Source organism: candidate division WOR-3 bacterium (assembly GCA_039804165.1).
In the GTDB taxonomy this organism is placed as follows: domain Bacteria; phylum Hydrothermota; class UBA3072; order UBA3072; family UBA3072; genus JAFGHJ01.
On the sequence record JBDRZZ010000021.1, the window covers coordinates 1 to 21285 of the forward strand.

General features: G+C 34.1%; 19 protein-coding genes. 6 read left to right on the plus strand and 13 right to left on the minus strand.

The features are described 5' to 3' along the window. From infB to ABIN61_07200, 3 genes are all read right to left on the minus strand, one after another. A partial coding sequence (gene infB / locus ABIN61_07190) for a translation initiation factor IF-2 (GenBank protein MEO0293987.1) occupies positions 1-1741 on the minus strand: 1741 nt, incomplete at its 3' end. Between the two features lie 4 nt (positions 1742-1745). Continuing rightward, complete coding sequence (gene nusA, locus ABIN61_07195) at positions 1746-3020, minus strand: transcription termination factor NusA (protein ID MEO0293988.1); 1275 nt, start codon at positions 3018-3020, stop codon at positions 1746-1748. Beyond that, positions 3017-3289, minus strand: a complete 273-nt coding sequence (locus tag ABIN61_07200) for a hypothetical protein (protein MEO0293989.1) — start codon at positions 3287-3289, stop codon at positions 3017-3019. Before ABIN61_07200 ends, nusA begins: the two co-directional genes overlap by 4 nt. A 207-nt stretch (positions 3290-3496) precedes the next feature. On the opposite strand from ABIN61_07200, the gene lysA reads away from it, so the two are divergent. The 3 genes from lysA to ABIN61_07215 are packed head-to-tail and all read left to right on the plus strand — an operon-like array spanning position 3497 to position 6647. Continuing rightward, entirely contained in the window at positions 3497-4696 is a 1200-nt protein-coding gene (gene lysA / locus ABIN61_07205) for a diaminopimelate decarboxylase (protein ID MEO0293990.1), read from the plus strand. Positions 4697-4720: 24 nt separating this feature from the next. Next, entirely contained in the window at positions 4721-6151 is a 1431-nt protein-coding gene (gene pyk / locus ABIN61_07210; GenBank protein ID MEO0293991.1) for a pyruvate kinase, read from the plus strand. Next, positions 6141-6647 (plus strand): methylated-DNA--[protein]-cysteine S-methyltransferase, encoded by a 507-nt coding sequence (locus ABIN61_07215; protein MEO0293992.1) that lies wholly within the window; start codon positions 6141-6143, stop codon positions 6645-6647. The genes pyk and ABIN61_07215 overlap by 11 nt, the downstream gene beginning before the upstream one ends. A 2-nt stretch (positions 6648-6649) precedes the next feature. Here the strand turns inward: ABIN61_07215 and ABIN61_07220 are convergent, their stop codons facing one another. Next, positions 6650-7411 carry a DUF4382 domain-containing protein gene (locus tag ABIN61_07220; GenBank protein ID MEO0293993.1) on the minus strand — a complete coding sequence of 254 codons (762 nt, stop codon included), beginning with the start codon at positions 7409-7411 and terminating at the stop codon, positions 6650-6652. Between the two features lie 101 nt (positions 7412-7512). On the opposite strand from ABIN61_07220, the gene alaS reads away from it, so the two are divergent. The 3 genes from alaS to ABIN61_07235 are packed head-to-tail and all read left to right on the plus strand — an operon-like array spanning position 7513 to position 11790. Continuing rightward, on the plus strand, positions 7513-10065 hold the full coding sequence (gene alaS, locus ABIN61_07225) for an alanine--tRNA ligase (protein ID MEO0293994.1): 2553 nt from the start codon (positions 7513-7515) through the stop codon (positions 10063-10065). Next, complete coding sequence (locus ABIN61_07230) at positions 10062-10775, plus strand: geranylgeranylglyceryl/heptaprenylglyceryl phosphate synthase (GenBank protein ID MEO0293995.1); 714 nt, start codon at positions 10062-10064, stop codon at positions 10773-10775. Before alaS ends, ABIN61_07230 begins: the two co-directional genes overlap by 4 nt. After that, positions 10744-11790, plus strand: coding sequence for a lysylphosphatidylglycerol synthase transmembrane domain-containing protein (locus ABIN61_07235; protein MEO0293996.1), 1047 nt, complete (start codon positions 10744-10746; stop codon positions 11788-11790). The genes ABIN61_07230 and ABIN61_07235 overlap by 32 nt, the downstream gene beginning before the upstream one ends. Positions 11791-11795: 5 nt before the next feature. Here ABIN61_07235 and cyaB read toward each other — a convergent pair whose 3' ends face one another. Genes cyaB through ABIN61_07280 form a run of 9 tightly spaced genes read right to left on the minus strand, consistent with a single transcriptional unit; the run spans position 11796 to position 21275 of the window. After that, on the minus strand, positions 11796-12308 hold the full coding sequence (gene cyaB, locus ABIN61_07240) for a class IV adenylate cyclase (GenBank protein MEO0293997.1): 513 nt from the start codon (positions 12306-12308) through the stop codon (positions 11796-11798). A 14-nt stretch (positions 12309-12322) separates the two neighbouring features. Further along, a complete protein-coding gene (locus ABIN61_07245) occupies positions 12323-13633 on the minus strand; it encodes a sigma-54 dependent transcriptional regulator (protein MEO0293998.1) in 1311 nt (436 codons plus the stop codon). Further along, positions 13633-14892: an ATP-binding protein gene (locus tag ABIN61_07250; protein ID MEO0293999.1), complete on the minus strand. Its 1260-nt coding sequence runs from the start codon at positions 14890-14892 to the stop codon at positions 13633-13635. The genes ABIN61_07245 and ABIN61_07250 overlap by 1 nt, the downstream gene beginning before the upstream one ends. Before the next feature lie 10 nt (positions 14893-14902). Beyond that, on the minus strand, positions 14903-16159 hold the full coding sequence (ahcY, locus tag ABIN61_07255) for an adenosylhomocysteinase (GenBank protein ID MEO0294000.1): 1257 nt from the start codon (positions 16157-16159) through the stop codon (positions 14903-14905). Then, a complete protein-coding gene (gene metK, locus ABIN61_07260) occupies positions 16156-17304 on the minus strand; it encodes a methionine adenosyltransferase (protein MEO0294001.1) in 1149 nt (382 codons plus the stop codon). Before metK ends, ahcY begins: the two co-directional genes overlap by 4 nt. Positions 17305-17308: 4 nt before the next feature. Continuing rightward, positions 17309-18292, minus strand: a complete 984-nt coding sequence (locus tag ABIN61_07265) for a sugar phosphate nucleotidyltransferase (protein MEO0294002.1) — start codon at positions 18290-18292, stop codon at positions 17309-17311. Continuing rightward, positions 18289-19266: a bifunctional phosphoglucose/phosphomannose isomerase gene (locus ABIN61_07270; GenBank protein ID MEO0294003.1), complete on the minus strand. Its 978-nt coding sequence runs from the start codon at positions 19264-19266 to the stop codon at positions 18289-18291. The genes ABIN61_07265 and ABIN61_07270 overlap by 4 nt, the downstream gene beginning before the upstream one ends. Further along, on the minus strand, positions 19259-21016 hold the full coding sequence (ptsP, locus tag ABIN61_07275; protein ID MEO0294004.1) for a phosphoenolpyruvate--protein phosphotransferase: 1758 nt from the start codon (positions 21014-21016) through the stop codon (positions 19259-19261). The genes ABIN61_07270 and ptsP overlap by 8 nt, the downstream gene beginning before the upstream one ends. Next, complete coding sequence (locus ABIN61_07280; GenBank protein ID MEO0294005.1) at positions 21006-21275, minus strand: HPr family phosphocarrier protein; 270 nt, start codon at positions 21273-21275, stop codon at positions 21006-21008. The genes ptsP and ABIN61_07280 overlap by 11 nt, the downstream gene beginning before the upstream one ends. Positions 21276-21285 lie beyond the last annotated feature (10 nt).

A 21285-nucleotide genomic window follows, 5' to 3' on the forward strand; every position in this document is an offset into this window, starting at 1 on the left:
TAATCTCCGCTTCTCCACATTTTACCTCTTCAATCTCAGGTTCAAGCAGACCAAGCATAGCTTTTCTAATATCTTGAGCAATATCAAAAATTACATCATAAGTCTTTATCTCAACAAATTTTTTTCTTGCCTCTTCATCCACATTCGGATATGGCTTTACTTTAAAACCAATTATTATAGCTTCAGATACACTTGCAAGATCTACATCACTCTCAGTAATAGGACCAATACCTGAATGTATTATTTTAATTTGAATTTTATCTTTTGGTAGACTCTCAAGAAGCTTTACAAGAGCATCTACAGAACCAGCATCTTCTCCCTTTACAACTAATTTCAGAACTTGTTTTTTATCCTCCTTCATTTTTTGATATAAGTCTGAAAGACTCACTTTTACTTTTTCTTTTCGCACCTCTTCAGAAAACTTTCTATTCTCGATGAGCTCTCTTGCAGTTTTTTGATCTTTTACAACTTCAAAAATATCCCCAGTCTTTGGCAAAGAATCAAACTGCGAAATTAGAACTGCAGAAGAAACATCTGCGACCTTCAATTTTCTATTATTCTCATCTAAGATTAACCGAACTCTCCCTGAAGTTTCTCCTGCCACGAAATAGTCTCCAATTTTTATTTGACCTTCCTTAACAATCACTGTAGCTACGTTCCCAATCCCTCTCATAATCTGTGTTTCTAAAATTACACCTCTTCCAGGACAATCAACAGGGGCTTTAAGATTTAAATCCTCAGCCTGAAGAATAATCGCTTCTAATAATTCATCTATTCCTTCTCCTTTTAGAGCCGAGATTTTTACTGCAAGGACTTCTCCTCCATATTCATGAGCTACTACTTTATGCTCCGCAAGCTCAGCTAAGACTTTATTCGGATTTGCTGTGGGAAGATCTATCTTGTTTAAAGCAACAATGATCGGAACATTAGCAGCTTTTGCATGATTTATTGCCTCTATGGTTTGAGCTTTCACTCCTTCATTTGCCGCAACAACCAGAACAACTATATCTGTAACATTAGCCCCTCTAGCTCTCATTGAAGTAAAAGCCTCATGACCAGGAGTGTCAATAAATGTTATTCTATGATTATTATAAGTTACATTATATGCACCTATTTTCTGAGTTATACCACCAATTTCAAGCTTGGCTACCTGAGTCTTTCTAATATAGTCAAGTAATGTAGTCTTCCCATGGTCCACATGGCCCATAACAGTCACAACAGGAGGGCGCCTTTGAATATTGTAAACTTTCTCTTCTTTCTTCGCAATATCAACCTTTTGAAGCTGGGATAGCTCCGCTTTATATCCAAATTCCTCTGCTATAAGAGAAGTTGTATCAAAATCCAAATTTTGGTTTATGTTCACTTGAAGTCCAAGTTTTAAACAGGCAGTTATTATATCAGATGGAGAGAGATTCATCATTTTAGATAATTCTCTAATGGGATTTACCTCTTTAACCTTTATTATTTTCTCTTCTTTTGTTATCGCTTTTTCTTTCTTCTCTAAAGGTTCTTCTTCTATTTTCTCTTTCTCTTTATCCTTCTTCCCTTTCTCCGTTTTCTCCTTTTTTTTCTTTTTAAGTTTGTCTTTTATTTTCTTAGCCTCTCCCTCTGTAATTGAAGAAAGCGCAGACTTTACCTTAATACCCTCTTTTTCCAATAAATCGAGAAGTTCTTTATTAGAGAGCCCTAAGTCTTTTGCTAGACTGTGAACCCTCATCTTCTGTTCTTTCTTTTTTATCATTCCATCATTCCTTATTGAGAATACTGTGTAAGGCTTTATGAATAGTTTCTAATTTTTTCTTTCCAATCCCTTTAATGTTTGATAGTTCCTCATCACTCTTTGATAAAATATCATAAGCTGTGTTAAGTCCCTCTTTTTTAAGAATATCCTTTAGATGGTCACTTATATCTAATTCATCAACCGTTATTTTACCCTTTTCCTCTTTCTCCTTTTCTCTTCTATATTCGCTTACTCCTTTTATATCAATCTTGGCATGAATAAGTTCCGAGGCTAAAGCCACATTCTCTCCCAACTTCCCAATAGCTCCTGTCAATTCTTCATCTGGAACCACGCATAGAACTTTGTTTTTACCTATTTTCTTTGCTTCAATAACTTTCACTGGAGAGAGAGCTTTCTCGGCATATTTTGCCTTATCCTTCTTCCAATGAACGACATCTACCTTTTCTCCGGCAAGCTCCTTTACTATTGACCTTATCCTACTTCCTTTGTGTCCTACACAAGAACCAACAGCATCAACTTTTTCATTTTCCGAGTAAACAGAGACTTTAGCTCTCACTCCTGGCTTTCTCGCTATATCTTTGATTTCCACTTTTGAATGTAGAATTTCAGGAATTTCAAATTCAAGCAATCTAGCTATAAACTCTGGCTGTATTCTGGATAAATATATTATAGGACCTTTTATTCTAATTCTCTCTTCGTCTCCTTCATCTGGAGTCTGAGTGATCTTTTTAATAAGAGCTTTTATTTGAGCTCCTCTTTTCAATCTCTCATTGGGAATTTGCTCTTCTTTTGGCAAAAAAGCTTCAATATCACCAATCTTAATATAAGCTCCAGTTGGATAAACCCTGGAAACAGTTCCGGAGACTAGTTCTCCTGCCCTATTCTTATATTTCTCGTAAAGCATTTCCTTTTCATTCGTTTTAATCTTTTGAATTAAAGTATTTTTTACAATGTTTATTGCGTTTCTTCCAAATTCATCAACGGGAATTTCTTGTTTAAAAATTGCTCCCACTTCTATTGTGGGCTTAACCTTTCGAGCTTCAGCGAGAGAAATCTCTGTTAAAGGATCTGTAACATTTTCTTTTACCACCTTCTTAAGATAAAGTCTTATGCTTCCAGAAGCTTCTGAGATTTCACATTCAAGATTTTCGGCTCTTCCATATTTTTTTCTTGCAGCAGTAATTAGACTTTCCTTCAAAGTTTCAAGGACAAAGTCTTTTTCTAAATCTCTTTCTGCTGCTAACTCTGATAGCATTGCAACAATACCTTTATTTATCATTTTCCCTCCTCCTCCTCAATCCCAGGAGAAGAAACTTCAAGCCTATAATCCTCATTTTCAAGCTCAGGAGAAAGTCTAAAATGAATAGAAATCCTCTCCGATATCTTAGCACAGTCCTGAATTGTGACTCCTCCTGGCTTATCAACAAAAATTCTAATTATTTTTGGCTTATTCTCCTCAATCTCTAAACCCCTCAACATATAGTTTTCCTTCATACTTTTTAAAACTACCTCTACCTTCTCTCTTAACTTTTCTTCAAGTCTTCTCATATCGCTATTAAAATTCTTAAAAAATGGCTGTTAAAGCCCCCTGTTGCCAAACCAATTGTTGAACCAGCCATTTCTATAAACAAACTTACCACTCTTTAGATTATAATTTAAACAAAACTTTCTATAATGCAAGCCCCCTTAAGTTATTTTAAGAAGTAAAACCATACCAGTTGACAATAATTAGATTAAGCTTATTATTAAGAAGTTATGTTTGAGGAAATTTCAAACGCGTTGAAGAGAATTAACACACCTTTTTATATTTATGATACCAGAGTAATTTATGAAAAAATTAAAACTTTAAGAGAAAGTTTCTCTGGAAGTGTTGAACTTTTCTTTGCGGTGAAAGCAAACTCTTCCATTGCAATTTTAAGATTTCTCAATAAACATAATATAGGAGCAGAAGTTGTTTCTCCAGGAGAAATTTTTATAGCTTTAAAAGCAGGAATCCCTTCATATAAGATCCTCTATGACAGCCTTGCAAGAAAAGAAGAAGAAATACTTTTCGCTATTAGGAAAGGTATCAGATTTTTCAACTTTGAGTCTATTGGGCAAGCTAAACTTCTTGAAAAATGTGCCAAAAAGACAAAACAAAAACTCTTTGTTTTTGCAAGAATCAATCCTGGAATATTTCCAAAAACTCACTCCCATCTTTCCACTGGATCCTCTTGGAGTAAATTTGGGATTCCAATAAAAGATATTAACAAAATTGTTGAAGTTGTAAAAGATTTTGAACATATTGAGCTTCTTGGGTTACATTGTCACATAGGCTCTCAGATTCTTACCCCTGAACCTTACCTAAAGAGTCTTAAAAAGATTGAAAACTCTATAAAAATTCTAAATAAAGAAGGATTAGCAATAAAATATGTAAATCTTGGTGGTGGTTTTGGAGTTCCATATAAAGAAGGAGAAAAAACTTTTTCTCCTATTTCATTAACAGAGAAATATAAAGAATTCTCGAAAAAGTATGGAATCAAAATATTTCTTGAGTTAGGAAGATTTTTTGTTGCAGAGGCTGGATTTATTATTACAAGTATAATAGACGTAAAAGAAAGAGAAGGCAAACCCCTTTACGTGGTAGATTCTGGAATGAATGATAATCCAAGACCTGCCATCTATGATGCCTATCATCACATAGAACCTCTTTTCAAAAAAGAGGGGAAGAGATACCTCTCCAGAGTTGTGGGACCTATTTGTGAAAATTCTGATGAATTTGGAACTTATTCTCTACCTAAACTTAAAGAGGGAGATCTACTTATAATTTACAATTGTGGAGCTTATACAAGAACAATGGCTTCAAATTATAATGGTAGGCCTTTTCCCCCCGAGTATTTGTATAATGGTAAAAAATTAAAAAAGATTAGAAAAGGACAAAGATTAAGAGAACTAATTAAAAACGAAAGATTTTAAATTTTTATCTTTAAGGAGAAAAAAATGAGAAAAACCAAGATAATTGCCACAATTGGGCCTGCTTCAGAAGATAAAGAGATAATAAAAGAAATGGTAAAGAGCGGTCTTAATATAGCAAGACTAAATTTCTCCCATAAGACCCAAGAAGAGGCAGAAATAACCTTCCGAAATTTAAGAAAAGTTGCCCCTTCTATAGGAATAATGATGGACACTCAAGGACCGGAAGTTAGACTCGGAAAAGTAAAGGAAAACACAGAGTTACAGAGTGGTAAAATAGTAGAAATTGTTAAAGAAGAAATCTTAGGAGATGAAAATAGACTTTCTGTAGATTACCCATCCCTTTTAAACCAATTAGAAAAAGGTGATACGATTCTAATAGCTGATGGGAAAATAGAACTTAAAGTAGAGGAAGTTAAAGAGTCTGTAAAATGCAGAGTCATTTATGGGGGAAGAATCTCCTCAAAAAAATCTGTTAATGTTCCCGGTAAAGACATAGGGCTTTCTGCTCCAACACCAAAAGACCTTGAAAACATTGAATTTGGCGCAGAGATAGGATTTGATTTCGTAGCAGTCTCTTTTGTTAAAAGTGCAGACGATATAAGGAAAATAAAAAAGATTTTGGAAAATAAAAACTCCATTATGCAAGTTATTGCAAAAATAGAACACATAAAGGCAATAGAAAATTTCGATGAGATCTTAAAAGTCTCAGATGCAATTATGATAGCAAGAGGAGACCTTGGAGTAGAAGTTCCTCCATCAGATGTTCCTCTCCTTCAGAAAACAATAATAAGAAAATGTTTAGAAGAGGAAAAACCTGTAATTGTGGCAACACAGATGTTAGCTTCTATGACAGAAAGTCCAAGAGCAACAAGGGCAGAAGTTTCAGACGTAGCAAATGCTGTTGAAGATGGAGCTGATGCAGTAATGCTTTCGGAAGAAACTGCTATTGGAAAATATCCAATAAAAGCTGTCCAATTTATGGCAGAAACTGTAGAAAAAATGGAAAATTACTTACGAGGAAGAATCCCAGAGGCTTTAAAGTCTAAAAAATGTGAAATAGCTGATATCATTGCAAAAAGTGTATGGCAAGCATCCAAAGACCTTAAAGCCAAATATATTATTGCTCATACTTCTTCAGGATATACTGCAAGGAAAATTGCGAAATTTAGACCAGATACTGATATTCTTGCATTTACAGATAAAGAAGAGATTATGAGACAATTGAATCTAATTTGGGGCGTTACACCTTTCTTAGGAGAATTCCATAACCACGTGGATGAAATGATCTGTTCCTCTGCTGATTTTCTTTACAAAAAAAAGTTAGTTGATAAAGATGACATTGTCATTTTAACAGCGGGAGAACCTGTTGCAATTCCAGGAACAACAAATATGCTTGAAATCAGAAGCATAGGCTCTCTTTTGGAACAGAGAAAAACTCTTTTTGGTGGAAAATAAACCTATAAATGATTTTTTTTGTAGTTTATTTCAATCCCCAATAGGGGAAATTTTAATCTTTTGGGAAAAGGAAGGAATTTTTGAAGTTAGTTTTATAAAAAAAGACTCTGAAAAGAGAATTTCGTGTTTAACAAATAGTGGATATAAGATCAAGTTTAAGACTTCTCCTATTGATTCTCAATTAAAAGAATATTTTGAGGGAAGGAGAAAATTTTTTTTAGCTCCTTTAATCTTAAATGGCACACCTTATCAAAAAAGAGTTTGGGAAGAAACCCTAAAAATTCCTTATGGAGAGACTTGCTCTTACATAGAATTAGCAAGAAGAATTGGAAATCCTATGGGTTCTCGTAGTGTGGGGACTGCTCTCAAACTTAACCATTTAAGTATAATTATCCCCTGTCATCGTGTAATTAGAAACTCGGGAGAATTAGGAAGTTATACTGGAGGAAGCTTTAGAAAAAGATGGTTACTTATGCATGAGTATAAGCATAAATAACATCAATACTCTTTCCTTAGAACAAAGTTATATCCCTTAAGAGTAGAGTCTCCAATTTCCACACTATAAGAAGTATCAGAGGTATAACCTTCAAGATAGCTCGTAATATTATATGTTCCTTTTTTAGCGATAAGATAATATTTACCTGAATCTGGAGTAGATAAAGTAGTAAAAGTGTCTGTAGAATTTACCGCTTTACAAACAGCAAATTTTATAGGCGCTCCCGTAGAATCTGTAACTTTTCCCCTAATAGCTCCTAAAGTAGAGCCTTCAAAAGCCCTAAAAATTGGTGTTAATGTATATGGTTGAGTTTCCCAATTTATTGATTTTGAGGCATCAAAATCAATAAAAATTTGGGTAATTTTATCCTTGTATATGGTGAAATCCTGAGGTATCTCATATTTCAATGGACTTCCTTCTGAGAGAATTAAAGTATCCAATTCCCCATTTCTCCTTACAAGATGAATCTCCGTAAGAGCAATAAGAATGGAAGTATAGTTCCCCGGTTTAATCTTATCCACAGCAATTACTATACCCATCCCTCCAAGAGTTCCCATTACAATGTCATATTCGTTAATATTAGCATCAACCGTTATTGCATCACCTCCCAAATTTCTAACACCAACTCCAAAAATTCTTAAATATATTGCTTCTACATCTTGAGGAGGTGGAGAATCTATTAACCATATTCTAACCCATCCTTCATTCTCTCCGCATCCAATAACTAATAAAATCCCAATCAAGCTTAAAACAACCTTTTTCATAAAAGCCTCCTTTTGATTATTCTTATTATAACATTTTTCTTCAAATAGTCAAATTTTTTCTTTAAGCTTGACAATAAAAGAGAGAATATTATTTTGAGAATATGTGGGATTCTAATAAATTAGTTAAAGAATTTCTTAAGTTTTTTGAAGAAAGGGGGCATAGAATAGTTGAATCATCTCCTCTTGTGCCTAATGACAAAACCCTTCTCTTCACCTCAGCGGGAATGGTTCAATTTAAACCTTTATGGTCAGGAGAAGTTCCTCTTGAGTTTAAAAGAGCCGCCTCTGTCCAAAAATGTCTTCGCTTATCAGACTTAACCGAAGTTGGTAAAACATTCTTCCATGATACTTTTTTTGAGATGTTAGGAAATTTCTCCTTTGGAGATTACTTTAAAGAAGAGACCATCTCTTGGGGATGGGAATTTCTAACAAAAGTCTTAAAAATTCCAGAGGAAAGACTCTATGTCTCTGTTCATACTGAAGATAGTGAGGCTTATGAAATATGGAAAGAGAAAATTAAAGTTCCAGAAAATAAAATAATAAAAAGGGATGACAACTTCTGGGGCCCTGCGGGAGGAAAAGGTCCCTGTGGACCAGACACAGAAATTTTCTACGATATGGGAGAAGAATTTGGAGATTGCAAATTTGATGGAGAATGTCATAGATATATTGAACTCTGGAATCATGTTTTTCCTCAATACGATGAGAGAGAAGATGGAAGGCACCCACTAAAAAATAGAGGTGTAGATACAGGGATGGGTTTAGAAAGGCTTGCTATGGTAATGCAAGGCAAACCCTCTATATTTGAAACAGATTTGTTTTTTCCAATAATAGAAAAAATAGAAGAACTCACAAATGTAAAATATAAAGAAGCGAAAGAAGTCTTCCATATAGTTGCTGATCATTCAAGAGCTCTTGTCTTTGCAATAAGTGAAGGAGTATATCCTGGGAATACAGGCAGAGGATATGTTTTAAGAAGGTTAGTTCGTAGAGCATTAACAGGATTAAGAAAAATAAATGTAGAAGAGCCTATTCTGAATAAACTTGTCCCAACCGTTACCTATATAATGAAAAATAGATATCCTTATCTTAAAGAAAAGATAGACCAAGTAACCCTAATTATAAAACGGGAAGAAGAGAATTTCATAAACACACTTTCTTCTGGAATTTCAATATTAACTCAGCTTATTAATGATGCAAAAGAAAAGAGGCTTGGAAAAATCGATGGGAAAGATGTCTTTAGATTATACGACACCTATGGTTTTCCTCCAGATTTAACCAAAGAAATTGCAGAAGAGGAAAATCTCACAATAGATGAAGAAGGCTTCCATAAAGAAATGGAGAAACAAAGGGAGAGAGCTCGTGAGAAACACATCTTTTTAGCAGAAGAAAAAGCAGAATGGGAAATAGTAAATGAAGGAAGTTCTATCTTCGTAGGATACGAAAAAGAAGAAATTTCAACCGAAATTTTAGCTTTTAGAAAAGGAGAAAAAAACTTTGAATTAATTTTAAAAGAGACTCCTTTTTATGGGGAATCAGGAGGACAGGTTGGAGATACAGGAATAATAGAAGGATTAGGATGGAAACTAACCGTTGAAAATACTATTCCTTCAAACTTAGGTAATATTCATTTGGGAAAACTTGAAGGCTCTTTCAATATTTCACAAGTAAAAGCAATAATTGATGTAGAAAGACGAAATGCAATAAGAAGGAACCATACTACGACTCATATTCTTCACAAAGTTCTAAAGAAGGTCCTTGGTGATTGGGTGCATCAGGAAGGTTCATACGTAGGCCCAGATCGATTCCGTTTTGACTTCACTCATCCTGAACCCTTAAGAAAAGAAGAAATAAAATTAATAGAAGAAGAAGTTAATAAAATAATATTCAAAGAAATGGAAGTAAAAACAGAAATTTTACCCTTAAAGGAAGCGATTAATAGAGGAGCTATTGCTCTATTTACTGAAGAATATGGAGAGACTGTAAGAATGGTCTCTATCGGTGACTTCTCAAAAGAACTATGTGGTGGGACCCATCTCCACAACACAATAGAAGCAGGTTTATTTAAGATTATTTCCGAAGGAAGCGTAGCTTCAGGAATAAGAAGAATAGAAGGAATAACTGGTTTATCCACCTATAAATGGATAAAAGAAACCGAAGAAATAGTTGAAGAGATAGAATTTCTTCTTGATGTGGAAAGAAAAAATCTCCCCAAAAGAATTGAAAAAATAATGGCTACAATTAAGGAGCAGAGAAAAGAAATAGAAAGAAGGGACGAAGAAGCTATTGAATTAAAGTTCAAAGAGCTATTAAAAATTATCAGTGATCTTGGAAATTATAAGTTAATAGCCACTCAAGTTGAAGGGAATAGAGAATTTTTAAGAAAACTAGGGGAAAAATTAAGAAAAAGTATGCCTAATGGAATAGGGTTACTCACAAGCAAAATTGATTCTTCATTTTTCGCCATATTATTTGTTGGAGAAGATTTAAAAGACAAACTTAATGCTGCTGAACTCTTAAAAGAGGTCTGCAAAATTGCGGAAGGAAGTGGTGGCGGAAATAGAGAACGCGCAGAAGGAGGAGGAAAAAACGCTCAAAAAATCCCTGAAATGTTAAATAAATTTAAAGAAATTCTTAAAAAGGAAATTAAATGAAAATTTATGAAAAAATTCTCTATAAAAAGAAAAAAAAAGAAGTTATTATAGCCGCCCTTCTTGATCCTGATAGTGAGAAGCTTGAAAAACTTGAAGATAAAATAAAACTTATAGAAAAAAGCTCTATTGATTTTATCTTGGTGGGTGGAAGCACCAGCTGGAACAGTAACTTTGAGAAATTGACCACTAAGGTTAAGTCTTTAGCTTCAATACCTGTTATTATTTTTCCCGGGTCTGCAGAACAAATCTCTTCTTCAGCTGATGCTATTTTATTTCTTTCTCTTTTAAGCGGAAGAAATCCAAGATACTTAATTGAAGAACAGGTAAAAGCTGCCTCTATTTTAAAAAGGATGAAAATAGAAGTTATACCAACAGGCTACATTTTAATCGATGGAGGGAAGAAAACAAGTGTTGAACTTATATCCGGGACAAAACCAATTCCTCAAGAGAATATAGAAAAAATTGTAGATACCGCTTATGCAGCTGAACTTCTTGGGATGAAATTAGTTTATCTTGAATGTGGAAGTGGAGCAAGAAGAACCGCAGAAGAAAACCTAATAAGGGAAGTTAAGGCTAATATTAAGATTCCTCTTGTGGTAGGAGGTGGAATCAAAAGTAGAGAAGAAATAGAGAAAAAACATAAAGCAGGTGCAGACCTAATTGTTATAGGAAACGCTCTTGAAAAAGATCCAACAATCTTACTTAAATAAAAGCAAAATAAATAGCTCTTCAATCACTAAAGGATTAAAAATATTTCTCGCCATTTCAATTTTAACCTACACTTTACTTTTACTTTTTACCGCAACAAAGAAAACCTGGTCTCTCTTTAAAGAAATTAATGGTTTTTATATCCTTTTAGTTTTTGGGTTAATATCTTTGTATGTAATTTTTGAGTCTCTTAGAATAAAATTCATTGCACACGCGCTATCTGGCAAATGGGTTCCATTCAACAGTTGCGTTCAAGTCATATTCTGTGGAGCCTTTCTTTCCGCAGTGACTCCTTTTCAAGCTGGAGGTTCACCCATACAGGTTTACATCCTAAATAAAGCTGGTCTAAAAGTAGGAACCGGCTTGCTCCTCCTTCTACTTAGAGCTCTTTTTTATCTTATGGGAATGCTAATCTTCCTGCCTTTCATCCTTCCCTTTTTCAAAACAGAATATCAAGGAAAGTCAATGCAGATCCTATCCAACTATTCTATATTTGCTTATATCTTCCTTTTTGGGATGTTATTCTTAATCCTTTCTTTACCTAAATTTATAAAAAGAGCTTTTTATTCAATAACTTATAGAAAAGGTAAAAGAACAAAAGCCACCACAACAATTTTTTATTTTATAAGAGAGATAGAAGACATTAGAAATAAATTATTTTTTTTCATAAAAAGGAGAAAACTTTATGCTTTATTGATTCTATTTTTAACAATAATTGTTTATATTCCGAATTATTCGATAGCTTATGTCTTACTTAAAGCTCTTTATATTAAAGCCTCATACTTAGATACAATCTTCCGCCAAGTCTTTCTCCTTTTTGCAGCCTTCTTTTTCCCAACTCCTGGAGCAGAAGGGATAATCGAGGGAGGATTTACAGTTCTGTTCTATTCCTCAGTTCCTCGTTATCTAATAGGTATATTTACAATCTTCTGGAGATTCTTTACCTATCATCTCTTTGTTATAATCGGCGGATTTTTTTCGCTTAAAATTTTAAACTTAAAAAACCTACTTAAATAAAGAAGTTAAATCTTTCTATAATGTTTAAGAACCTCTTTTATAGAAAAAGGTTTTGGCTCTTTATGAGAAAGCCCAAGCTTTAAAACAACTTTATTTAGTTCCCTAAGATCAGGGACCTCCACTTCAAGAAATGGAGGAATTTCATGATATTGATCAATTTCAAATTTTATTTCATTTAACTGATAAGAAGTCCTATAACTCCTAAATTCATAAAGTGGAACCAAACCTATACCTTCGAAGATTTTGGATATTAAAATAAAATCGCTAACCTCTAACTCAAACTCTTCCATAACCTTTGCTTTCTTAGTATCTATAACTTTTTTATAAGTTAAGTAGGTTTTTTCTCCTTTCTTACGAAGTCTTAAAATCTTCCCCTCCTTCTCTAAGAGCCTATCTACAAAATCAAAATATATGGAATTTAATTCTCCTTCAAAAACTTTTTTAGCCCCAATCTCAATCAGTCTTCTCTCTATTTCTTTTACATCAATTTCTAAAAACTTTACCTCAATCTCTTCCAAGAACTTCTACCCCTTTATTCTTCAAGCTTATACTCATTAATTTTGTTAAATAAAGTTTTATAAGAAACATTTAGAAGCCTAGCTGCTTCTGCCTTATTTCCATCTGTTTGCCTTAAAGCTTCTTTTATAATCCGAATCTCTGCTTCTCTTTTTGCTTTTTCTCCCATCTCCTTAAGACTTAAACTCTCTATTCTTTTATCCTCTTTTCTCTTTGAATAAAAGATTATGTCCCTTTCTTCAATCACATCTCCTTCGCATAAAATCAAAGCTCTCTTTATCACATTTTCAAGCTCCCTCACATTTCCTTTCCATTCATAATTTTTAAGTTTAAGGAGTGCCTTATCACTTATTCCTTTAACTTCTTTGGATTTTTGACTATATATTTCAATAAAATACTTGGCAAGAGGTTCAATATCTTCGAGTCTTTCCTTTAGTGAGGGAATATGTATTGGAAATACACTAATTCTATAATATAAGTCTTCTCTAAATGCTTTTCTTTCTACTAAAGCTTCTAAATCCTTATTAGTAGCACAAATTATCCTCACATCTGCCTTTATTTTTTCTCTTCCTCCTACTCTTTCAAACTCCTTATCTTCAATAACCCTTAAAATTTTGGACTGGAGCAAAAGAGGCATATCTCCAATTTCATCTAAAAAAAGAGTTCCTCCATCGGCTTGAGAGATCTTTCCTATCCTTTTAGAAACACCTGTAGCGGTCCCCTTTTCAATACCAAATAATTCACTCTCAAGAAGGCTTTCGGGAATAGCAGCGGAATTAAGAACCACAAAAGGCCCATTTTTCCTTGCACTCCAATCATGAATTGATCTTGCAAAAAGCTCTTTCCCAGAACCACTCGGCCCTAAAAGGAGAGCCGTAAAATCTGTTTCTGCAACTTTCTTCGCAAGAGTTATCGCATCCTTTAGAAGAGGTGAATTTCCTATTATCTTCCTTGAGATTGGGGAAACTCTCTTTTTAATCTCCTTCTGGATCTTTTCAATTAGAACCTCAGGGTCAAATGGTTTGGAGATAAAATCAGAAGCCCCTTTTCTAATCGCTTTTACAGCAGATTCAATGTCTCCATAAGCAGTTATAATAAAAACTGGAAATTCTGGAGCAATCTCAAGGACCTTCTCTAATAAAAGAAGCCCATCCATTCCCGGAAGTTTAAAATCAAAAACTCCTATTGTAAAAACGTCTCGATTAAAAACAGAAAAAGCTTCCTCTCCAGAAGAACAGGAATAAAAATCTAAGCCCGCTTTCCTAAAGTGAAGCTCTAACATCTCTCTAAAGTTCCGATTGTCTTCAACAAGCAAAATTCTACTCATTATTCTTCAAAAGGGAGGGTTAAGAGAAAACTACTACCTTTACCCTTTTTACTCTTCACTTTTATATCTCCCCCGTGAGACTCTACAATCCTTTTTGTTACAGCCATTCCTACTCCAACACCACCATCTTTCTTTGTAAAAAATAAATTAAAAATAGAAGAAAGCGTTTTTCTATCCATACCAATTCCTGTATCTTTTATTAATATATTAATCCCCTTTTTCTTTTCTTCAACTGTGATATAAATTTCCCCTTTCTCCTTACAAGCATCTAATGCATTGTCAAGTATGTTGTATATTGCTTTTTCTATTAATTCTCTATCCAATTTCAAGATCAATTTCTCTGGAATCTTGGTCTTTATCTCTACATTCATTTTGTTATCTAACCTATGAATTACATCATTTATCAACTCCTTTATGTTGGTTTTTTCTTTCTTAAGTTTAAGAGGGCCAGCAAGAGAAAGCAAATGGGCAGAAAAATCATTTAATTTTTTTGTCTCTTCAAGAATCCCTTCTTTTATTTTTTCATCATTTACAAGTTTACCTAATCCAAGAATAGTTCCTGTAGCATTTCTTATCTCGTGAAGAACCTGAGACACATTCTCTCCCAATCTTAAGAGAAATAGCCTTTGCCTAACTTCTTTCTCTCTCTCCTCCACACTCTTTAATTTTTCTCTATAATCTTTTATCATTTCCCTTATCATCCTCATCCCCTCTTCTATACTCTGTTTTTTCCCTCCCGTTAGCTCTCTAACTTTTTTAAAAGGATAAGAGAAAACCCAGAAGATATAAAACCCAAGAGCGAAAAAAGAAAAATAAACCATAGCTTTTAGAAAAAAAGAAAAACGAAAAATCCCTTTTAAGAGAGATAACTCTTTATCTGAAGTCTTAATGAGTAAATAACCTGCATCAAAAGGGATTAATCCGTATCTCTCACCCCAGAAATTTGCAGTATCAGGGAAAATTTCCGGAATAAATCGAACCTTAAAATCTGAATTCAACACTAAATTTTTATTAGAATCAAATACCTCTATCCAATCAAGAGAACATTCGTTAATAGTCGAATAAACTTTTTTCAAATCAAGAGTAATTCTTCCACTTTTATTAATCTCTTTTTTTAATTTCTCTCCAGCTAAGATTATCCTATTATCAATTTCTTCAAAGAGGACTTCTCTTATTCTAAAAGAATAAAATGTCGTAGAGACATCAAGACAGACAAATAAGAGAAAAAGTAATACAAAACTTATTGAAAGTTCACGCATTCATCTAAATTTAGGTTCCCTCCCCCCAAGAGGAAAGATATTTTTTTTGCTCTTCTGTCAAACTATCTATTTCAATACCCATTGTTTTGAGTTTAAGCTCTGCTATCTCTATATCAATCTCTGGTGGTAGAGTATATATTCTCCTCTCCATCTTATGACCCTCTCTAGTTAAGTAAACAACAGCTTTTGCCTGATTAGCAAAACTCATATCCATTACTACTGCAGGATGTCCTTCCGCACAGGAAAGATTTATCAACCTACCCTTCCCAAGAAGGTTTATCCTTTTTCCATTTCTCAGTCTATATTGAGTTACATTTTCTCTAACTTCCTTTTTTTCTACAGACATTTCCTCAAGATCCTCAAGCTTTATTTCAACATCAAAATGTCCCGAATTTCCAATTATTGCATTATCTTTCATTCTTTCTATTTCTTCTTTTGTTATAACCCATTTATCTCCCGTAACAGTTACAAAAATATCCCCTATTTCTGCAGCTTTTCTTTTTGGCATAACAAGATAACCTTCTAAAAGAGCCTCAAGAGCTTTTATTGGATCGGTCTCCACCACAACGACCTTTGCACCCATACCACTTGCTCTTTTTGCAAGACCTTTTCCGCACCAACCAAAACCAAATACAACAAAAGTGCTACCGGCAATAAGATAGTTTGTGGCTCTCAATATCCCATCAATTGTAGATTGTCCTGTTCCATAACGATTATCAAACAAATATTTGGTTTTAGAATCGTTTACAGCTATAATTGGATAACCAAGAACTCCCTCATTTGCCATAGCCCTAAGTCTAATCACTCCTGTTGTAGTTTCTTCCGTTCCTCCAATAACATTTTTCAATTCTGATTTATACTCTCTATGAAGCGTTGAAACAAGGTCTGCACCATCATCCATTGTAATATCATGTCCACTTTTTAAGGTTTTTTCTATATGAGAATAATAAGTCTCCTTACCAGCACCATGTTTTGCAAAGACAGAAATACCAAACTCTTTAACAAGGGCAGCTGCAACGTCATCTTGGGTAGAAAGAGGATTAGAAGCACACAATGCAATTTCTGCTCCTCCTGCTTTTAGTGTCCTCATTAGATTAGCTGTCTCTGTTGTAACATGAAGGCAAGCTGCGATTGAAATTCCCTTAAGAGGCTTTTCTTTCTCAAAATTCTCCTTAATATTCCTTAAAACAGGCATAAAATTCCAAGCCCATTCAATTCTTTCAATCCCTTCCTTAGAGAGTGATTCATTCGCTATTTCGTAATTCATCTATTTACCTCTTCTAATAAATCTTCTGCCTTGTCCGTTTCTTCCCATTTAAATCCCATATTTTCTCTTCCAAAATGTCCATAACAAGCTGTTGCAAGATATTGAGGGCGAAGTAGATTTAGTTGTTCTATTATTTTGCGAGGACGAAAATCAAAAACTTTCTTCACTGCCTCTAAAAGTTTTTCATCAGGAACCACTCCTGTTCCAAAGGAATCAATGTATATTGAGACTGGGTCCTCTAATCCAATCGCATAAGCTATTTGTATCTCTACTTTCTCTGCAAGAGAAGCAGCAACAATATTCTTAGCAACATACCTTGCCATATAAGCTCCAGAACGATCTACCTTTGTTGGATCCTTACCGGAAAAACAACCTCCTCCGTGTCTTCCAATACCTCCATAAGTGTCTACCATAATTTTCCTACCAGTTACCCCTGTGTCAGCTTGAGGACCACCTATAACAAATCTACCTGTAGGGTTAACAAGATACTTAGTTTTATCATCCAGAAATTCTTCTGGTATAGTTGGTTTTATCACTTCTTCTATCAAATATTCCTTAAGCTGAGAAATCTCTATCTGTGGATCACACTGGGAAGAAATTAAAACTGTATCCACCCTTCTTGGAATCCCATCCTCATATTCTACAGAAACTTGAGATTTCCCATCCGGTCTTAAAAAATGATTTTCTTCGGATTTTCTCTTTTCTGCAAGCTTCATAACCAATTTGTGCGCTAACATAATTGGAAGGGGCATCAATTCTTTTGTTTCTTTTGTGGCGTATCCAAACATCATTCCCTGATCCCCAGCCCCTCCTCTATCTACTCCTAATGCAATATCAGAAGATTGTTCCTGAATCATTGTAAGAATCCCACAAGTCTCGTAAGTAAAATGATAATCTGTCTTGGTATATCCAATCTCTTTAAGAATATTTCTAACAAGCTCAGGAACATCAACATAAATTGATGTTGTCATTTCACCTGCAACTATAACAACTCCTCTTGATGTTAATGTTTCAATCGCAGTGCGTGCTCTTTCAGGTGTGGGATCATTCTTATAAACCTCATCTAAAACAGCATCTGAGATCTGATCACAGATCTTATCAGGATGTCCTTCTGTAACAGATTCACTTGTTATTATCTTTTTCACTTCCTCACTCCTTTCCTGCAATTATAGAATTTGAACTACTTATAATTTTACCTTTTATATTTACAATAACGGTATCATCACCTATTATTGAATCAAAAATATCTGAATTTGAGATTCTAACTCTATTCCCAATAATAGAATTTTTAACTGTTGATCTTTCTATTACTGAATTTTCTCCTAAAGTCACAAAAGGACCTATAATTGAATCTTTTACCAAAGAGGAGGGACTAATATATGAAAAATTTTCTATTCTTTCTTCATTCTCAAACCAACTAGGATAATCCTTTAAAATTTCCATATTTGTTTGAAGAAGTCCGGGAATACTTCCACAATCATACCACTTTTTAACAGGAAATTTTTTAATCTTAATTTTTCCTTTAGTTATCATAAGCTTAAGAGCGTCTGTCAATTGATATTCTCCTTTTGTTTTCATACTTTTTTCAATCACAATATTAAGATATTTATATAAAAGCTCCCATTTCTTTATATAATAAATACCTGCTACAGCAAGACTTGAGGAAGGAGTTTCCGGCTTCTCTTCTAAATTTACAATAAAGTCTCCTTCTACTTCTACAATCCCAAATCTCCTTGGATCCTCCACTTCTTTCACTCCCACAAAATTTTCTTCTTCCTTTTTAATTCCCTTCCAATCAAAATCAAAAATGGAATCCCCTAAGTAAATTAAAACATCCTCTTCAAATGGGATCAATTTTCCTACTTTCCAAATGGCGTGAGCCAATCCCTTTGGTTCCTCTTGAGTTACCCATTCAATTGGTAATTTTTTATAGTTATTCTTAACCCACTCTTTAATCAATTCATCTTTATAGCCTACCACAAGAATTATTCTATCTGGAGAGAGCTCAGAAATTGACTTAAATATCCAACCGAGCACAGTCCTCCCCCCACAAGGAATAAGAGCCTTAGGAGTGTTAAAAGAAATTGGTCTAAGTCTTATACCACGACCTGCAACTGGAATAATAACTGTCATTCGGCTAACCTTCTTTTTAGCTCTTGTATTCTTTTAACAGGAAGAGGATCCACTCTGTAATTACCTGCAAGATAAAAAGAAAGATAGTCTCCTTTCTGAATAAGAGAGAAAATCTTCGCAAGAAGAGATTTCCCTTCTGCATACACATCCATAATCTCCCCTGCAAATTCTTCAATTAGCTCTCTTGTGATTTCTATTCTTTTCTTTATTCTTTCTTCCTCTTCTCTATCTCTTAAGATAAAGATAAAAATTCTTTTCAAAATCTCCTTAGGATTTTCCCAACCTACAATCTCATTATGATCCAACTCTGGGAAAGGAGCAAAATGGGCGAGACACTTTGAATTCTCATTAAGCTGAGTGCACCATCTCCTCGCAACAGGAGTAAAAAGAGGATTTGTATAAACAAAAGGGAGTTTCTCTTTTACCTTTCCGCTCACTTCTTCAGCCCACACCTTTGCAGTCTCATTATTTTCCGAAAGAACTTTTACAACTTCATCGATATTTTCTTTTTTAATTTTAATTATATTAGATTTTCTTAAAACTTCTAAGATAGGAAAGAATAAATAAGCAATGGCTCCTCTTGGAGGATAACCCTTAGGTATTATTATAAGTGGTAGTTTTTTCTCCTTTGCAAGATCTTCTAAAATTCCATTGCTTGTCACACACAAAATCTTGGCTTTATTTTCTGCTTTATGAAAAAGAGAAATGGTTTCTTCTGTATTTCCCGAATAACTTACTATAATCATTAGAGTTTTTTTATCTACAAATTGAGGTAACTCATAATCTCGAACAAGAGTAAATGGGACCTTAGAATACATTTCGGAAAGCTTTAGAAGAATTTCTCCTCCTATAGAAGAACCTCCCATTCCTCCAATACAAACATTTTTTATTCCCTTCCATTCAAAATCCAAAGAAGAACCAATCTCCACTGCCTCCTTAATCTGCTCAGGTAAATCTTCAATTATTTCAATCATTTTCAACCTCCACTAATATGTTCTTAAATGATGGAAATCTTCTAAGAATTTCTTCCTTCAACATTTCCCTTACTTCCCTTGCGGATTTTTTCCCTTCTATATTTTTTAACAATTCTTTACATTCTTTCAAACTTAACCCTCTTATAACTTCTTTAACCTGAGGAATAAAAGCAAGGGGTAAGGAAAGTTCATCTACCTCCATACCTAAAAGAATAGGCAAAGCCACTAAATCACTAGCCACATCTCCACAGACTCCTACCCATTTATTATTATGATGTGCCTTTTCTACTGTCATTTTCATTAGAGTAATAACAGCAGGATCAAGCTGGTCAAAGAGATACGAAATTTTCTTATTACCTCTATCAACCGCAAGAGTATATTGAGTAAGGTCATTAGTTCCTAAAGAAAAAAAATCTACAACTTCAGAAAAGAAATCAGCCATTAAAGGCACTGAAGGTATTTCAACCATTGCTCCAATCTCAATATTCTCATCAAACAAAATCCCCTCTTCCTTAAGCTCCTTTTTTATTTTCTCAGTAAGTTCTCTCACTCTCAAAATTTCCTCTATCTGCGAAACCATTGGAATAAGAATTCTAACATTTCCTTTAGCTGAAGCTCTAAGCATTGCTCTCAATTGAGCTCTAAAAATTTCCTCGTTTGAGAGAGTAAAACGGATACCTCTCCATCCCAAAAAAGGATTTTCCTCTTGCATCTTCATCTTAAAAACCTTATCTCCTCCAAGATCTAAGGTTCTCATTATAACATAATCAGGAAAAACACTCTCTGCGATCTTTACATAAAAATTATATTGTTCCTCTTCAGAGGGAATCCCTTTAGAAGTAAGAAAAAGATACTCGGTCCGTAAAAGTCCAACCCCTTTCGCTCCGTATTCTTTAATTAAAGGAATCTCTACAGGTAGTTCAATATTTGCAGAAATATCAATAGAAAAACCATCTATGGTAGTCGCAGGAAGAAACTTTTTCTCCAAAAATTCTTTTTGAATTGCAATAGCTTCTTCTCTTTTCCTCTCAAATCTTCTTTTTGTGTCCTCGTCAGGCCTAATAATTACAACCCCACTTATTCCATCAACTATTATCTCATCCCCTGTTTCAATCTCATTAGTAATTCCATTGGCTCCAACAACAGTTGAAACACCGAGTGCTTCTGCAAGAATGACAAAATGGGAAGTTCTTCCTCCTCCCTCGCTTACAATACCCTTAACACCTAACTTACTCAATTCCAAAACACTCGAGGCGGTAAAACTCTCAGCAACTCCAATCTCCCCAAACTCTTCTAAACTTGCGTCCTCTTCTTCTCTTAAATTTCTTAACAATCTACTTATAACATCTTTAACATCCGAGTATCTTTCCGCTATGTAACTATTAGGAATATTAAGGAAATCCTTCTCCAAACCTTTGGCAAAATTAATTATTGCTTCCTCAGCCGACTCTTTCCCATTCCTCATTCTTTTCTCTACAGAATTCAAGAAAAGTGGATCTTGTAAAAAAAGGAGCTGAACATCTATCAGTCTTGGAGTTTGGACGTCCTTCATCTTTTTTAATTCAAGTTTCAATTTTCTAAGTTGCCTTAAAGATAGACATCTTGCTTTCTCAAAAAGTTTTATTTCTTCCTCAATCTTTCCCTTTTTCCTTTTAGAAGATAAGATAATTTCCTTAGGGGTATATAAAAAAGCTTTCCCCATTGCAATAGAAGGAGAAACACCAATTCCTCTAATTATTTTATTCTTCATCAAATTTCCTCTTTTCTATTAATTCAACCAAAGCTTTTACTGCTTCTTCTTCATCTTTACCATTTGCAATAATCTTTATTTTATCTCCCTCCTCGGAAGCTAACATTAAAACCCCCATAATACTTTTTGCATTAACTCTAACATTATCTTTCTCCAATTCTATATGAGAGTCAAACTTTGAAGCAAGCTTAACAATCATTGAAGCAGGCCTTGCATGAATTCCTAAGGAATTGAGAATCTTAACTTCTTTTTCTAACATCATTAAATCT

What these genes read in the sequence shown, in the direction of transcription:
- ABIN61_07265 (MEO0294002.1), bottom strand. Translation starts at nt 18,292, where the DNA reads ATGACAGTTATTATTCCAGTTGCAGGTCGTGGTATAAGACTTAGACCA.
- ABIN61_07230 (MEO0293995.1), top strand. Translation starts at nt 10,062, where the DNA reads ATGAAAATTTATGAAAAAATTCTCTATAAAAAGAAAAAAAAAGAAGTT.
- ABIN61_07250 (MEO0293999.1), bottom strand. Translation starts at nt 14,892, where the DNA reads ATGCGTGAACTTTCAATAAGTTTTGTATTACTTTTTCTCTTATTTGTC.
- ptsP (MEO0294004.1), bottom strand. Translation starts at nt 21,016, where the DNA reads ATGAAGAATAAAATAATTAGAGGAATTGGTGTTTCTCCTTCTATTGCA.
- alaS (MEO0293994.1), top strand. Translation starts at nt 7,513, where the DNA reads ATGTGGGATTCTAATAAATTAGTTAAAGAATTTCTTAAGTTTTTTGAA.
- ahcY (MEO0294000.1), bottom strand. Translation starts at nt 16,159, where the DNA reads ATGAATTACGAAATAGCGAATGAATCACTCTCTAAGGAAGGGATTGAA.
- nusA (MEO0293988.1), bottom strand. Translation starts at nt 3,020, where the DNA reads ATGATAAATAAAGGTATTGTTGCAATGCTATCAGAGTTAGCAGCAGAA.
- ABIN61_07220 (MEO0293993.1), bottom strand. Translation starts at nt 7,411, where the DNA reads ATGAAAAAGGTTGTTTTAAGCTTGATTGGGATTTTATTAGTTATTGGA.
- pyk (MEO0293991.1), top strand. Translation starts at nt 4,721, where the DNA reads ATGAGAAAAACCAAGATAATTGCCACAATTGGGCCTGCTTCAGAAGAT.
- ABIN61_07280 (MEO0294005.1), bottom strand. Translation starts at nt 21,275, where the DNA reads ATGTTAGAAAAAGAAGTTAAGATTCTCAATTCCTTAGGAATTCATGCA.
- ABIN61_07270 (MEO0294003.1), bottom strand. Translation starts at nt 19,266, where the DNA reads ATGATTGAAATAATTGAAGATTTACCTGAGCAGATTAAGGAGGCAGTG.
- ABIN61_07200 (MEO0293989.1), bottom strand. Translation starts at nt 3,289, where the DNA reads ATGAGAAGACTTGAAGAAAAGTTAAGAGAGAAGGTAGAGGTAGTTTTA.
- lysA (MEO0293990.1), top strand. Translation starts at nt 3,497, where the DNA reads ATGTTTGAGGAAATTTCAAACGCGTTGAAGAGAATTAACACACCTTTT.
- ABIN61_07245 (MEO0293998.1), bottom strand. Translation starts at nt 13,633, where the DNA reads ATGAGTAGAATTTTGCTTGTTGAAGACAATCGGAACTTTAGAGAGATG.